The organism is Micromonospora sp. WMMD1120, from assembly GCF_029626235.1.
Taxonomy (GTDB): domain Bacteria; phylum Actinomycetota; class Actinomycetes; order Mycobacteriales; family Micromonosporaceae; genus Micromonospora.
In genome coordinates this window covers 7,033,590-7,047,960 of the sequence record NZ_JARUBO010000005.1, presented here as the reverse complement: position 1 = coordinate 7,047,960, position 14,371 = coordinate 7,033,590, and the positions used below count along the sequence as shown (strand labels likewise).

15 protein-coding genes are annotated in these 14,371 nt (G+C 74.6%); 7 read left to right on the top strand and 8 right to left on the bottom strand.

Features of this window, described 5'->3' with window-relative positions:
• Positions 1-93: 93 nt before the first annotated feature.
• The 3 genes from O7634_RS31450 to O7634_RS31440 form a co-directional block, all read right to left on the bottom strand.
• Positions 94-1,623, bottom strand: a complete 1,530-nt coding sequence (locus O7634_RS31450) for a PH domain-containing protein (protein WP_278153760.1) — start codon at positions 1,621-1,623, stop codon at positions 94-96.
• 43 nt (positions 1,624-1,666) lie between these two features.
• On the bottom strand, positions 1,667-2,200 hold the full coding sequence (locus O7634_RS31445; protein WP_278154129.1) for a PH domain-containing protein: 534 nt from the start codon (positions 2,198-2,200) through the stop codon (positions 1,667-1,669).
• 371 nt (positions 2,201-2,571) lie between these two features.
• Complete coding sequence (locus O7634_RS31440) at positions 2,572-2,802, bottom strand: hypothetical protein (RefSeq protein ID WP_278153759.1); 231 nt, start codon at positions 2,800-2,802, stop codon at positions 2,572-2,574.
• 249 nt (positions 2,803-3,051) lie between these two features.
• Between O7634_RS31440 and O7634_RS31435 the strand changes: the two genes are divergently transcribed.
• From O7634_RS31435 to O7634_RS31425, 3 genes are read left to right on the top strand one after another with little or no spacing between them, the layout of a single operon-like run.
• The gene (locus O7634_RS31435; RefSeq protein WP_278153758.1) at positions 3,052-4,158 is read left to right on the top strand and encodes a MoxR family ATPase; all 1,107 of its coding nucleotides are present in this window, start codon (positions 3,052-3,054) and stop codon (positions 4,156-4,158) included.
• On the top strand, positions 4,137-5,138 hold the full coding sequence (locus tag O7634_RS31430) for a DUF58 domain-containing protein (protein WP_278154128.1): 1,002 nt from the start codon (positions 4,137-4,139) through the stop codon (positions 5,136-5,138). The genes O7634_RS31435 and O7634_RS31430 overlap by 22 nt, the downstream gene beginning before the upstream one ends.
• Positions 5,135-6,085 carry a VWA domain-containing protein gene (locus O7634_RS31425; protein ID WP_278153757.1) on the top strand — a complete coding sequence of 317 codons (951 nt, stop codon included), beginning with the start codon at positions 5,135-5,137 and terminating at the stop codon, positions 6,083-6,085. The genes O7634_RS31430 and O7634_RS31425 overlap by 4 nt, the downstream gene beginning before the upstream one ends.
• A 108-nt stretch (positions 6,086-6,193) precedes the next feature.
• Here the strand turns inward: O7634_RS31425 and O7634_RS31420 are convergent, their stop codons facing one another.
• From O7634_RS31420 to O7634_RS31400, 5 genes are all read right to left on the bottom strand, one after another.
• Positions 6,194-6,349, bottom strand: a complete 156-nt coding sequence (locus O7634_RS31420; protein ID WP_278153756.1) for a hypothetical protein — start codon at positions 6,347-6,349, stop codon at positions 6,194-6,196.
• Positions 6,350-6,479: 130 nt separating this feature from the next.
• Complete coding sequence (locus O7634_RS31415; RefSeq protein ID WP_278153755.1) at positions 6,480-7,712, bottom strand: acyltransferase; 1,233 nt, start codon at positions 7,710-7,712, stop codon at positions 6,480-6,482.
• Positions 7,709-8,602, bottom strand: coding sequence for an alpha/beta hydrolase (locus O7634_RS31410; protein ID WP_278153754.1), 894 nt, complete (start codon positions 8,600-8,602; stop codon positions 7,709-7,711). Before O7634_RS31410 ends, O7634_RS31415 begins: the two co-directional genes overlap by 4 nt.
• A 98-nt stretch (positions 8,603-8,700) precedes the next feature.
• On the bottom strand, positions 8,701-9,363 hold the full coding sequence (locus O7634_RS31405; protein WP_278153753.1) for a response regulator transcription factor: 663 nt from the start codon (positions 9,361-9,363) through the stop codon (positions 8,701-8,703).
• Entirely contained in the window at positions 9,360-10,598 is a 1,239-nt protein-coding gene (locus tag O7634_RS31400) for a histidine kinase (protein WP_278153752.1), read from the bottom strand. Before O7634_RS31400 ends, O7634_RS31405 begins: the two co-directional genes overlap by 4 nt.
• Positions 10,599-10,753: 155 nt before the next feature.
• Here O7634_RS31400 and fabG point away from each other — a divergent pair, with 155 nt between their 5' ends.
• From fabG to O7634_RS31380, 4 genes are all read left to right on the top strand, one after another.
• Positions 10,754-11,458: a 3-oxoacyl-ACP reductase FabG gene (gene fabG, locus O7634_RS31395; protein WP_278153751.1), complete on the top strand. Its 705-nt coding sequence runs from the start codon at positions 10,754-10,756 to the stop codon at positions 11,456-11,458.
• A 29-nt stretch (positions 11,459-11,487) separates the two neighbouring features.
• Entirely contained in the window at positions 11,488-12,255 is a 768-nt protein-coding gene (fabI, locus tag O7634_RS31390) for an enoyl-ACP reductase FabI (RefSeq protein WP_278153750.1), read from the top strand.
• Positions 12,256-12,396: 141 nt separating this feature from the next.
• The gene (locus O7634_RS31385; RefSeq protein ID WP_278153749.1) at positions 12,397-13,449 is read left to right on the top strand and encodes a ferrochelatase; all 1,053 of its coding nucleotides are present in this window, start codon (positions 12,397-12,399) and stop codon (positions 13,447-13,449) included.
• The gene (locus O7634_RS31380; RefSeq protein ID WP_278153748.1) at positions 13,442-14,221 is read left to right on the top strand and encodes an HAD-IIA family hydrolase; all 780 of its coding nucleotides are present in this window, start codon (positions 13,442-13,444) and stop codon (positions 14,219-14,221) included. Before O7634_RS31385 ends, O7634_RS31380 begins: the two co-directional genes overlap by 8 nt.
• Positions 14,222-14,371 lie beyond the last annotated feature (150 nt).

The window sequence follows — 14,371 nt, the reverse complement described above, 5'->3', positions numbered from 1 at the left end:
ATAACTTCATGATCGACGGGGCCGGGGCCGGGGCCGGGGGCGGGGCCGGGGGCGGGGCCGGGGGCGGGGGCGGGGCGGGGCGGGGCGGGGGCGTTAGCGGGGGTTGGGGGTTTGGGCTTGATGGGCGCGGGTGGTCAACTCGGCGGCCAGGGCCCAGGCCTCGGCCAGGTCGCGGTCCTGGGCGGTGGCGCCGGAGCCACCGGCGGTGTCCGCGTGTACCGAAGCCAGCCCCAGCCGGCGCTGGATCGGCCCCTGCACCACGCGCACGCTCTGGATGCGGGCGTACGGCACGATCACCAACTGCCGGGTGAGCCGACCGGAGCGGGTGGCGAACACCTGCTCGAACAGGCCGGCGCCGAACGCGCTGCGGCCCAGCGGGTGCAGCCAGCGGGTCCGGGGTGGTGGTGGGCTCAGGGTGAGCGCGTCGAGGCGTACCCCCGGAAGCACCTCGGCGACGATCATCGTCGCCGTCGGCAGGTCACCGACCGGCAGGAGCCGGTCGGGGCTGTTGCGCTCGTCGGCCTCGGCCACGGAGTACCCGGCGACCTCCAGGCGCAGCCGCAACCAGCCGTTCACCCGCCACAGCAACGGCCAGGTGGCCCGTACGGTCTGCACCCGCTCCAGCGGCACGGTCTGCGCCCGCGTCTCCAGCAGGCCGTTGTGCACCCGTAGCGTGCCGCCGCTGCGGGCCAGCCGGAAGTTCCAGTCGTCGAGGACCCGACGGATCGGTTGCAGCAGCACCCCGGCCATCGCCGTCAGCGTGCTCGCCACCGCGACGAAGGACCACGATCCCTCGCTGAGGAACTGCGCCACGACGAAGGCCACACCGAACGGGAGCAGGAACGCCTGCGGCGTGAGGAGTTGGCTGATCAGGAGGGTCCGGTTGCGGACCGTGTGCAGTGCGCGGCCCGGTGGGGCCGTCGGCGTCGTCGCCGTTCCGGGGGGCACCTCATGGTCGGGCGTGGGCGTCTGCGTCACCCGCCCGGCGAGGACCAGCAGCCGCTCGCGCAGCGCTGTCGCGTCGGCCACCCCGAGGTACGCCAGCGGCGCCTCGGTCTTGCCTCCGCCGACCACCTCCAGCCGCAGTTCGGCCAGGCCGGTGAGCTGGGCGAGCAGCGGTCGGACCACCTCGACGGCCTGGAGCCGTTCCAACGGGATCGCCCGGGTACGCCGCCAGAGCAGCCCCTCGTAGACCCGCAGCTCCCGGCCCACCACGTGGTAGCCGGTGTTGTACCAGCTGACCACCGACAGCACCGTCGCGCCGAGCGCCAGCACCGCCACCATGGCGGCGAACCAGCCGAAGCCGACCCGGGACAGCGTGGACCAGGACAGGCCGGCGATCACCACGACGAGCGACTTCGCCCCGTGCAGGGCCGGGCTGAGCGGGTGCAGTCGCTGCCGGGGCTCCCGGTCACCGTCACCGGGCGGTGTCGGCCACGCGTCGGGCGCCCCCGGCTGCCTCGGCCCGTACCCCGGCGGACCGGCGGGTGGCGCGGCCCCTGCTGGCACCGGACCGGCGGGTGGCGCGGCCCCTGCTGGCACCGGACCGGCGGGTGGCACGGCCCCCGCTGGCACCGGCCCGGCGGGTGGGACGGTGCTCGGCTCGGCGGGTCCGTCGCTCATCGGGCCGGCCCCCGGGCCGGTCGGCGGTCGTCCGCCGGGGTGCTCACAGCCCCTCCGCCCGGTCCTCGCCGAGCGCGGTGAGTCGGTCGCGGAGCCGGGACGCCTCGGTGGGGCGCAGGCCGGGAACCCGTGCGTCGCTCGCCGCCGCCGCGGTGTGCAGCTGCACGGTGGCCAGGTCGAAGGCTCGTTCCAGCGGCCCGGCGCTGACGTCGACGAACTGCATCCGCGAGTACGGCACGATGGAGAGCCGGCGGACCAGCAGCCCGTGCCGGACCAGCAGGTCGTTCTCCCGCTCGGCGTACCCCCAGGCCCGGACCGCGCGGACGACGGTGACGGCCCGCCACGCCCCGAGCAGCACCACGACGGCGACGGCGAGCCCGAACAGCCAGTGACCACTCAGTGCCCAGCCGACCCCCGTCACCGCCAGCCCGATGGCGACGACGACCGCCAGCCGGATCAGCTCCACCCAGATCAGATCGGTGGAGATCGGCTGCCAGGAGACCGTGTCCGGCCAGGGCTCCAACGGACCCCCGCCGGGCGGGGCCGTCAGCAGCGCCCCGGGGTCGGCGGGCAGCAGGCCGGGCGCCGGCAGGTCGGGAGCACGCCGGTCGGCGGGCGCGGGCCGGTGGCCGGGTGGTGGCAGCGCGGCCGGTGGCAGCAGCGCGGGCGCCGAGACGTCGGGAGCGGCGGGCTCCGGACCGAGCGTGCCGGGCGCCGGGAACGCCCCGGGCGGCGGCTCGACGTCGGCCTGTTCCGCGCCGGCTCCCGGGGACGCCCCGGGTGGCGGCTCGACGTCGGGCTGTTCCGCGCCGGCTCCCGGGGACGCGTCGGCCGGCGGCTCGACGTCGGTTGGCGCGTCGGCCGGCGGCTCGACGTCGGTTGGCGCGGTGGCCGGCATCGGCGGCCGGGACGGGGAGGTGGGGCCGGGGGAAGCCGGTGGGTCGCCGCTCACGTGTCGAGCGTAGGCGATCCGGGCACCGCGGTGACGGCTCGCAGGAAGCCGCGTACGTCGAGGAAGTCGCCGAGGGTGCCGCGGTGCTCGGCGCAGGCCAGCCAGGTCTTGCGCCGGTCGGCGTCGTGCAGGCGGGGGTTGTTCCACTCCAGCGCCCACACGGCGGCGGCTCGGCAGCCACGGGCCGAGCAGACCAGGGCCTCGGCGGCGGGGGAGGGGGTGCTCATCCCGGCCAGTCTAGGGCGGCGGGACGAAAGTTTGAGCGCCGGGCGACCACGGGGGGAGTCGCCCGGCGACGGGTGAATCGTACACGCGGTAGGCCGTTCTTCGCACACCCGAGATGCGCGATTCGGCTGCTGGGGACGGCACGGCGAAAATCGGCTTCTCCCCACCTCGACACTCAGCAAGGCGTGCGAGTCTTGATACGCCGCGACAACCGACGAACGCTGACGACCGACGAACGCTGTGGAGGACCGGTGGCCCAGCCGACCATGCCCGACGCCCCGACGCCGAACGGGGCGACACCGCAGACACCGCCACCGGTGACCACGCCCGCGCAGGACGCCACCCTGCTGGAAAAGGCGCTGTTCGAGATCAAACGGGTGATCGTCGGGCAGGACCGGATGGTGGAGCGGATGTTCGTGGCGCTGCTCGCCCGTGGTCACTGTCTGCTCGAAGGCGTCCCCGGGGTCGCCAAGACCCTGGCGGTGGAGACCCTCGCCCGGGTCGTGGGCGGGTCCTTCGCCCGGGTGCAGTTCACTCCGGACCTGGTGCCGGCCGACATCATGGGAACCCGGATCTACCGGCAGTCGAGCGAGAAGTTCGACGTCGAGCTGGGCCCGGTCTTCGTCAACTTCCTCCTCGCCGACGAGATCAACCGGGCGCCGGCGAAGGTGCAGTCCGCGCTGCTCGAGGTGATGAGCGAGCGGCAGGTGTCCATCGGCGGCGAGAGCCATCGGGTGCCTGACCCGTTCCTGGTGATGGCGACGCAGAACCCGATCGAGCAGGAGGGCGTCTACCCGCTGCCCGAGGCGCAGCGGGACCGGTTCCTGATGAAGATCGTGGTGGGTTACCCGACCGACGCGGAGGAGCGGGAGATCGTCTACCGGATGGGCGTGGCGGCGCCCGAGCCGACGCCGGTGTTCGACACCCCCGAGCTGGTCGCGCTCCAGCGCAAGGCGGACGGGGTGTTCGTCCACAACGCCCTCGTCGACTACGCGGTCCGGCTGGTGCTGGCCACCCGGGCCCCGGCCGAGCACGGCATGCCCGACGTCGCGCAACTGATCCAGTACGGGGCCAGTCCGCGCGCCTCGCTGGGCCTGGTCCGGGCGACCCGGGCGCTGGCGCTGCTGCGCGGGCGGGACTACGCCCTGCCGCAGGACGTGCAGGACATCGCGCCGGACATCCTGCGGCACCGGTTGGTGCTCAGCTACGACGCGCTCGCCGACGACGTACCCGCCGACCACATCGTGCACCGGGTGATGTCGACGATCCCGCTCCCGGCGGTCGCCCCCCGACAGCAGGCCACCCCGCCGTCGAGCACGCCGCCACCGGGGGCAGGCTGGCCCGGGCAGCGGCCGTGACCTCATCCACCCCTCGTCCCGCCCCGCTCGCCGACCGGAGTGAGGCGCTGCTGTCCCGGCTCCAACTGCTCGTCACCCGCAAACTCGACGGCCTGCTCCAGGGCGACTACGCCGGCCTGCTGCCCGGGCCGGGCAGCGAGGCGGGGGAGTCCCGGGAGTACCGCCCCGGCGACGACGTACGCCGGATGGACTGGCCGGTCACGGCACGGACCACCACACCACACGTCCGGCGTACGGTCGCCGACCGGGAACTGGAGACCTGGCTCGCGCTGGACCTCTCGGCCAGCCTGGACTTCGGCACCGGGCAGTGGCTCAAGCGGGAGGTGGTGGTCGCCGCCGCGGCCGCCATCACGCACCTGACGGTGCGCGGCGGTAACCGGATCGGCGCCGTGATCGGCACCGGTGGCGGGGTGTCCGCGCCGGCCCGGCGCTGGCGTGGCGGACCACCGCCGCCCGGGCCCGGTGTGCTCACCCGGCTGCCGGCCCGCTCCGGCCGCAAGGAGGCGCAGGGCCTGCTGCGCGCCGTCGCCGGCACCACCATCCAGCCCGGCCGTGGTGACCTGGGGGCGCTGATCGAGATGCTCAGCCGGCCGCCGCGGCGGCGGGGGGTGGTCGTGGTGGTCTCCGACTTCCTCTCCCCGCCCGAGCAGTGGGCCCGTCCGTTGCGCAAGCTACGGGTCCGCCACGACGTGCTGGCGATCGAGGTGGTCGACCCGCGCGAGCTGGAGCTGCCCGACGTGGGCGTGTTGCCGGTGGTCGACCCGGAGAGCGGCGAGCTGCACGAGGTGCAGACCGCCGACCCCCGGCTGCGGCAGCGCTACGCCGCTGCCGCCACCGCCCAACGGGCCGCGATCGCCACCGCCCTGCGCGGTGCCGGGGCCGCCCACCTGCGTCTGCGTACGGACCGAGACTGGCTGCTGGACATGGTGCGATTCGTGGCCGCGCAGCGGCACGCGCGCACCAGGGGGACGACACGATGATCCGATTCATGCAACCGTGGTGGCTGCTGGCAGTCCTGCCGGTGGTCGCGCTCGCCGCGTTCTACGTCTGGCGCCAGCTGCACCGCCGGGCGTACGCGATGCGGTTCACCAATGTGGACCTGCTCCGTACCGTGGCGCCCAAGGGCCTGGGGTGGCGTCGGCACGTCCCGGCGACGGCGTTCCTGCTCTGCCTGCTGGTGCTTGCCACAGCGCTGGCCCGGCCGGCTGTGGACACCAAGGAGCCGTTGGAGCGGGCGACAGTGATGCTCGCCATCGACGTGTCGTTGTCGATGCAGGCCGACGACGTGGCGCCGAACCGCCTGGAGGCGGCGCAGGAGGCGGCCAAGCAGTTCGTCAGCGAGCTGCCGAAGAGCTACAACCTGGGGCTGGTGTCGTTCGCCAAGGCGGCGAACGTGCTGGTGCCACCGGGCAAGGACCGGGACGCGGTGACCAGCGCCATCGACGGCCTGGTGCTGGCCGAGGCGACAGCTACCGGCGAGGCGGTGTTCACCTGCCTGGAGGCGATCCGGGGGGTGCCGGCCGACGGCGCTGCGGGCATCCCGCCGGCCCGGATCGTGCTGCTCTCCGACGGCTTCCGCACCTCCGGCCGGGCGGTGGAGGAGGCGGCGGCTGCCGCGCAGGCGGCGAACGTCCCGGTCTCCACCATCGCCTTCGGCACCGACACCGGCCAGGTCGACATCGGCGGGCAGTTGCAGCGGGTTCCGGTGGATCGGCTGGCCCTCGCCGAGCTCGCCGAGACCACCGAGGGCTACTTCTACGAGGCGGCCTCGGTGAGTGAGCTGAAGCAGGTCTACCAGGACATGGGCAGCTCGATCGGGTTCCGCACCGAACCGCGTGAGGTGACCCAGTGGTACGCCGGGGTGGCGTTGCTGCTGGCGCTCTGCGCGGGCGCGCTCAGTCTGCTGTGGTCGTCGCGGATGCTCTGACCGGCGAGCCGGCGGCGGTGCGTACCGCCGCCGGCCGCCCGCGCCGGGCGGACCGGCAGTCGGGAGCGGCACGCCGAGGGCCGGGGTGGTCGGCCGACGACGGGAGCGTCAGTGCCCGCCGCCGGCGAGGACGAAGACGACGGCCACCCAGACGGCGGCGAGGGTGAAGCCCAGCGGGGCGACGTAGCGGCTCATGGACGGCTCCGGGTGGCGGCTGGACGGCCCGCGTGCTGGGGGCGGACCGCAGGGGGTGGGGACGCGCACACGAAGTCGTGACCGGGCGGCTCCCGGCGACCGCCCGGGGTCGGGCGGCGCGCGGCGCACACACCTCGGCAGCGGAGGCCGAAGCGGTGGGGGAGCGGAGCGGGGTCAGCTCACCGGACTGAGTCGTGGCTCAGCGGGGCTGACCATCGGCCCGGCCACGACTGGGAGGATCGCTATCTCGCACAGCGATCACCTCCTGCGGGTCGGGCGGGCCGGAACGTCGATGATCGTACACCCGCGCCGGCGGCGCGACGCACTCGGCCGACCGGCCGGCGGAGCCTCCACCGCCCGGCCCGCCACGCGCTCCCGGCCGACCGGTCCGTACGACGGTGACCAGCACCGCGGCGAGCAGCGGCAACCAGCAGAAGCGGGCCAGCACCCAGATCGGATCGTCCGGGTCGGTGTGCAGTCCGGGCAGACGCAGCCCGGTGCGGGCGGTGAGCGCGGTCACCCCCACCAGGACCGGCTGGTGGCACAGGTAGATCCGCATCGCGTGCCGGTTCACCCCGGTCACCGCCGCGTGCGGCAGCGGGCGGGTCAGCAGCCGTCGCAGCGCCGGCCGCGCCAGCAGCCCCAGCCCGACCTGCGCGACCGCGAGCGCCACGACCAGCAGCGACGGCGGGTTCAGGTTGGACACTCCGGCCCCGGGCACGCCGACAGCGCTCACCGGGTAGCCCAGCGCCAGCAGCACCGCCAACGCGACCGCCCCGCCGGCCAGCAACGCGACGCCGGCCCGCCAGCCGGCCAGCCGCCCGTCGGCGTGCGCCACCCCCAGCAGGTACGGCACCGACCAGGCCACCACGACGGTGACCGGGGGCAGCGCGCCGCCCGCCGGCAGCGACCGGACGGCCAGGTCGGCCGCGGCGACCAGGGCGACCGCCGGGGTCACGCACCGGAGCAGCCCCCACCGGCGTACGGCGGCGCGCAGCGGGCCGGTCGTCGCCACCAGGGCCACGAGCGGCAGCAGGAACCACAACGGACTCACCGCGAGCCGCAGCGCCACCGAGAGCGTGGCGTCCGGGGTGCCGAGGACGGTGGCGGCGAGCAACCCGGCGGACCCGACCCCGAGCAGCGCCACGGCGGGCAGCAGCAGCCGTCGCAGTCGACGGGCCAGCCAGCCGCCCGCGCCTCCCGGGTGCCGGCTCAGCGACCGGGTCGAGCCGAAACCGGCGGTGAAGAAGAACAACCCGAGGGTCTGCAACACCCAGGTCACCGGGGCGAGGCCGGGCAGCGCGGTCAGCGGGCTGGCCTGGCGCAGACCACCGTCGTCGCCCAGCACCAACCCGGTGACCAGCCAGTGCCCCAGCACCACCCCGCCGATCGCGTACGCCCGCAGCGCGTCGACCGCCCGGTCCCGGCTCACCGGCGGTCCCCGTTCGGGCCGCCGAGCACGACCGCCGCCGTCGCGACGAGCGCGGCGCTGCCCGCGACGAGGTAACCGTCGTGTCCCGCCACTCCCGCCACCGGCAGCGGGCGGGCGCCGAACGCCGGGTCGCCGGGGCGGCGGCCGAAGCCCAGGCCGGGCAGGCGCACCGGCGGCACCCGGCGGATCCAGTCGGTCGGCGCCTCCGCCGCCCAGAACCGCCGCCCGCCGGGAAGGTCGTCGGCCCGCTGCACCCCGGCCCCGACGCCGCCGAGGCTGACCACGTCGGTGACCTGGGCCGGGGCGTCCGCCGCCGCCAACGACACCACCAGCGCCCCGTAGCTGTGCCCGACCAGCGTGACGGCCGCCGTCGGGCGTCGCGACGCCAACTCCCGCAGCAGCGTGGACAGCCCGACCGCGCCGCGTCGGGCGCTGGCGTCCGCGACGGCGCTCACCAACCCGTCCGGTGGGTCGTAGCCCAGCCAGGCCAGCACGGCGACCCGCGCCGCCGGGTCGGCCGTCCGCAGCTCCCGGTAGAGCGCCCCGGCCTGCGCCGCCGGCGCCCGGCGGGCCACCCCACCCAGCCCCCTGTCGAAGTCGGCCAGGGTGCTGCCGACCCCCGGCACCAGCACCGCGATCCGGTCCGCGCCGGCCAGGTCGCCGAGCACCTCCACCGCACGCCCGTCGCCCCGCGTGTCGAACAGCAGGAACCGGCGTCCGTCGGCCGCCCAGTCCGCGTAGGGCGGCCCGGCCGCGCGCATCGCCGCCGCCACCATGGGGTACGCCTCGACGAACCCGGCCGTGGGGGTCGGCTCGGTTCGGATCGGCAGGACCAGGTTCACCCCGAGCAGCGTGGCCACCGCCAGGCGGCCCGCACCTCGTCGTCGCATCACGTTCTCCCTCCGGCGTGTCGTCGGAAGGAGAGTGCGCGGGTCGGTCCGGCCCGGTCGTCGTACCGGGGAGCCGTTCCTCGGCTGGCTCGGCGGGACTACTCGCCGGCGGCCACCAGACCCGTCTCGTACGCCAGCACCACCGCCTGGGCCCGATCGCGCAGACCCAGCTTGGCCAGGATCCGGCCGACGTGCGTCTTCACCGTCTGCTCGGCCACCACCAGGTCGTCAGCGATCTCCGCGTTGTTGCGACCCCGGGCGATCAGCCGCAACACCTCCGTCTCGCGCGGGGTGAGCCCGGCCAGGTCGGTGGGGCGCGGACGGTGGCGGTCCGGGCGGGCCGCGAACTCGGCGATCAGCCGGCGGGTGACCGCCGGGGCGAGCAGCGCGTCCCCGGCCGCCACCACCCGCACCGCCTGCACCAGGTCGGCCGCCGGGGCGTCCTTGAGCAGGAAGCCGCTGGCCCCGGCGCGCAGCGCCTCGTAGACGTAGTCGTCCAGGTCGAAGGTGGTGAGGATGAGCACCCGGGGACGCTGCGCCGAGCGGTCACCGAGCAGCTTGCGGGTGGCCGCCAACCCGTCCATGACCGGCATCCGCACGTCCATCAGCACCACGTCCGGGTCGAGGCGGCGGGCCGCGCCGACCGCCTGCGCGCCGTCGGCGGCGTCACCCACGACCAGCAGGTCCGGTTGGGCGGCCAGCAGCGCGCCGAAACCCTGCCGGACCATCGCCTGGTCGTCGGCGATCAGCACCCGGATCATCGGTCCCCGCCCTCCGCGTCGTACGGCAACTCGGCCACCACCGCGTAACCCCCGTCCGGCAGTGGCCCGGCGGTGAACGTACCGCCCAGCGACGTGGCCCGCTCCCGCATGCCGGTCAGCCCGTGTCCCGCGCCCGCCTCCGCGTCCGGCCGGGAGCGCACCTCCTCGGGCGGGGCGTTCTGCACGCGTACCCCCAGGGTGGACGCGTCGGCGCGGACGGTGACCCGCACCGCGGCGCCGGCCGCGTGCCGGGCCGCGTTGGCCAGGCCCTCCTGGACGATGCGGTACGCGGCCAGCCCGACCGGCGCGGGCACCTGCCCCTCGGTCACCGACGTGGCGTCCAGTGTGACCGGCAGCCCGGCCCGGCGGGCGGCGTCCACCATCGCGCCCAGGTCGCTCAGGTCCGGTTGCGGTGCGGTCTGCGGCCCGGTCGCCTCGCTGCGCAGCACACCCAACAGCCGGCGCATGTCGGTGAGCGCGTCGCGGGCCGAGGCGGCGATGGCGACGAACTCGTCGGCGGCCGGGGCCGGCACGTCGGTCAGCCGGTACGGGGCGGTCTCCGCCTGCACCGCGATCAGCGACATGTGGTGGGCCACCACGTCGTGCAGCTCCCGGGCGATCCGGGCGCGTTCCTCCAACACCGCGCGGCGCTCCTGCTCCCGCTCGCTCAGCTCGGTCTGCGCGGCCAGCGCCCGCCCGGACAGCCGGTTGCGGCGGACCAGGTCGCCGACGATCGCCAGCGCGCCGAGCAGCAGCAGCACGGGGACCCGGTTGTCCGGATGCACCAGGGCGAACACCGGCACGGTGGAGATCAGCACCACCCAGACCAGCACCGGCCGGTCGACCCGCGCGACCACCACCGCGAGCACCGCGACCGACCCGAGCGCCAGCGTCGGGGTCCACGGCCAGGACTGGTCGGCCGGCGCGTTGAACGTGCAGACCAGCAGCGCCAGCACCGCCAGCCGCCAGGCCAGCAGCGGCCGCCGGGGCAGCGCCAGCAGCGGCGCCACGGTCAGCGCCGCGAACAGCACCGCGACCGGCAGCGGCAGCCCCCACTCGGTCTCCACGGTCAGCGTGATCAGGAACAGCCCGAGGGTGGCGAGCAGTCCGACCGGCGCGGCGTACGGGGCCAGCCGGGGCCACCGGCCCACCAGCGGCCGCTCGACCGGGGCGTCCGGGCCCAGCACTGTCTGCCGCAGGGCCCGCACGGCCCCGACGATCGGTTGCCGGTTCACCACCCGGAGGCTACGGGTCGACCCCGTCACCGGGCGTGCCACCAGGGGTTGATCCCGGTGTCGTACCCCGGTGTGACACGACTCCCGTTAGCGCTTACCTGCCGGTAACGCCTAGGCTCCGACCCGTCCGTGCTGACCATTCGCAAGGGGGAACCGTGGCCCGTACCGTGCTGGTGACCGGGGGTAACCGGGGGATCGGCCTGGCCATCGCGCAGGCCTTCGCGAAGCAGGGCGACCGGGTGGCGGTCACCCACCGCAGCGGCGACGCCCCGGACGGGTTGTTCGGTGTCCGCGCCGACGTGACCGACGCCGAGTCGATCGACGCGGCGTTCACCGCCGTCGAGGCCGAGCTGGGGCCGGTCGAGGTGCTGGTCGCCAACGCCGGCATGACCGCCGACACGCTGCTGCTGCGGATGACCGAGGAGCAGTTCACCGGCGTGCTGGACACCAACCTGACCGGCGCGTTCCGGGTCGCCAAGCGCGCCTCCGGCAAGATGCTCCGCGCCAAGTGGGGCCGCATGATCTTCATCTCCTCGGTGGTCGGTCTCGCCGGCGGCGCCGGGCAGGTCAACTACGCCGCCAGCAAGGCCGGCCTGGTCGGCGTCGCCCGTTCGATCACCCGCGAGCTGGGCAGCCGCAACATCACCGCCAACGTGGTGGCGCCCGGCTTCATCGACACGGACATGACCGCCGGCCTGTCCGAGGACCGCAAGGCGGAGATCCGCAAGTCGATCCCGGCCGGCCGGATGGCCAGCCCGGACGAGGTCGCCGGGGTGGTCACCTGGCTGGCGTCGGACAGCGCCGGGTACGTCTCCGGCGCCGTGATCCCGGTCGACGGCGGCCTCGGCATGGGCCACTGATCCACACCTACGTACGGAGGAACCCTCGGATGTCCGGACTGCTCGCCGGTAAGCGGCTGCTCGTCACCGGTGTCATCACCGACGCCTCGATCGCCTTCTCGGTGGCGAAGCTCGCCCAGGAGAACGGCGCGCAGGTAGTGCTCACCGGCTTCGGTCGGCTGTCCCTGGTCGAGCGGATCGCCAAGCGCCTGCCCGAGCCGGCCCCGGTGATCGAGGTGGATGTGACCAACGCGGAGCACCTGGCCAGCCTCGCGGACCGGGTCCGCGAGCACGTCGACGGCCTCGACGGCGTGGTGCACTCGATCGGCTTCGCCCCGCAGAGCTGCCTCGGCGGCGGCTTCCTCGACGCGCCGTGGGAGGACGTGGCGACCGCGCTGCACGTCTCCACCTTCTCGTACAAGTCCCTCGCGATGGCGGCGCTGCCGCTGATGTCGCCGGGCGGCGCGGTGGTCGGCCTGACCTTCGACGCGACCAAGGCGTGGCCGGTCTACGACTGGATGGGCGTGGCCAAGGCCGGCCTGGAGTCGGCGTCCCGCTACCTGGCGATGCACCTGGGCAAGCAGGGCATCCGCAGCAACCTGGTCGCCGCCGGGCCGCTGCGCACCATGGCCGCCAAGTCGATCCCCGGCTTCGAGCAGTTCGAGGACGCCTGGGCGGAGCGGGCCCCGCTGGGCTGGAACCTGACCGACCAGGAGCCCACCGCGCGGGCCTGCCTGGCGCTGCTCTCCGACTGGTTCCCGGCCACCACCGGCGAGATCGTGCACGTCGACGGCGGCTACCACGCCGTCGGTTCCTGACGTCGCACCGTGACGCCTTCCGGCGTGGGGCGCCCCCGGCCGCCGTCAGCGTGACGCTCCCTGGTCGCCGTTCGCGTGATCCGCGCGTCGGGACCAGGGGGCGTCGCCGGGCGGTCCGGGCCGAGGGGCCAGAATGACCCCATGTCGTACGACGCGGTGGTGCTGGTGTCCTTCGGTGGGCCGGAGCGGCCCGAGGACGTTATGCCGTTCCTACAGAACGTGACCCGGGGCCGGGGTGTGCCGCCCGAGCGGCTGGCCGAGGTCGCCGAGCACTACCAACACTTCGGCGGGGTGTCCCCGATCAACCAGCAGTGCCGCGATCTGCTGGCCGCCATCCGCGCGGACTTCGCCGCGCACGGTGTCGACCTGCCCATTTACTGGGGCAACCGCAACTGGGACCCGATGCTCGCCGACACCGTCGGCCAGATGCGCGACGACGGGGTCACCCGGGCGCTGGCCTTCGTCACCAGCGCGTACGGTGGCTACTCGTCCTGCCGGCAGTACCAGGAGGACATCGCCGCCGCGCGGGCTGCGGTCGGCCCGGACGCCCCGGTGATCGAGAAGCTGCGCCAGTTCTGGGACCACCCCGGCTTCGTCGAACCGCACGTGGACGCCGTGCGGGCCGCCCTCGGCCAGCTCGACCCGGCCCAGCGCGACACCACCCGGCTGGTCTTCACCGCCCACTCCATCCCCAGCTCGATGGCTGCCAACGCCGGCCCGCACGGCGGCCGGTACGAGGCGCAGCTGCACGAGACCGCCCGGCTGGTGGCCGCTGCCGCCGCGCCCGACCTGGCGTACGACCTGGTCTGGCAGAGCCGCTCCGGGCCGCCGCAGGTGCCGTGGCTGGAACCGGACATCAACGACCACCTGGCCACCCTCGCCCAGGGCGGCACCACCGCCGTGGTGGTCAGCCCGATCGGGTTCGTCTCCGACCACCTCGAGGTGGTGTGGGACCTGGACACCGAGGCGTTGGAGACGGCCAAGCAGCTCGGCCTCGGCTTCGTCCGGGCCGCCACCCCCGGCGTCGACCCGCGCTTCGTGGCGATGGTGCGTGAGCTGGTCACCGAGCGGACCGACCCGGACGGCGCGCAGCTTCGCCGCCGCCTCGGCGAGCTGCCGATGTGGGACACCTGCCCGACCGTCTGCTGCGTGCCTGCCCGTCGGCCGACGCCCGCCGGGGGCACCGATGCATGACCGCAAGCCCGTGCAGAGCTGGCTGACCGACATGGACGGCGTACTGGTCCACGAGGGCCAGCCGGTGCCCGGGGCGCCCGAGTTCATCAACCGGATGCGTGCCTCCGGCAAGCCGTTCCTGGTGCTGACCAACAACTCGATCTACACGCCGCGGGACCTGACGGCCCGGTTGAGCCGCATGGGGCTGGACGTTCCGGAGGAGTCGATCTGGTCGTCCGCGCTGGCCACCGGCCAATTCCTCGCCGACCAGCGGCCGGGCGGCACCGCGTACGTGATCGGCGAGGCCGGGTTGACCACCGCGCTGCACGCGGTGGGCTACGTGCTCACCGACTTCGCCCCGGACTACGTGGTGCTCGGTGAGACCCGCACCTACAGCTTCGAGGCGATCACCAAGGCGGTCCGCCTGATCAATGACGGGGCCCGGTTCATCTGCACCAACCCCGACGTGACCGGCCCGTCGGTGGAGGGCGCGCTGCCCGCCGCCGGCTCGGTCGCCGCCATGATCTCCAAGGCGACCGGGGTGGAGCCGTACTTCGTCGGCAAGCCCAACCCGATGATGATGCGGTCGGCGCTGAACACCATCAACGCCCACTCGGAGACCACCGCGATGATCGGCGACCGGATGGACACCGACATCCTCTGCGGCCTGGAGGCCGGGCTGGAGACCATCCTGGTGCTCACCGGGATCAGCAGCCGCACCGAGGCGGAGCGCTACCCGTACCGCCCGTCCCGGATCGTCAACTCGGTAGCAGACCTACTAGACGAGATCTAAAGCCACCCACCCCGCCCCCGCCCCCGCCCCCGCCCCGCCCACGCCCTCGCCCCGCCCACGCCCTCGCCCCGCCCCGCCCTCGTCGATCTTGCGCGTTCTGTCGTCGTTATGCCCGGATTGACCGCCATGTCGCCACAGTAAGTGCAAGAT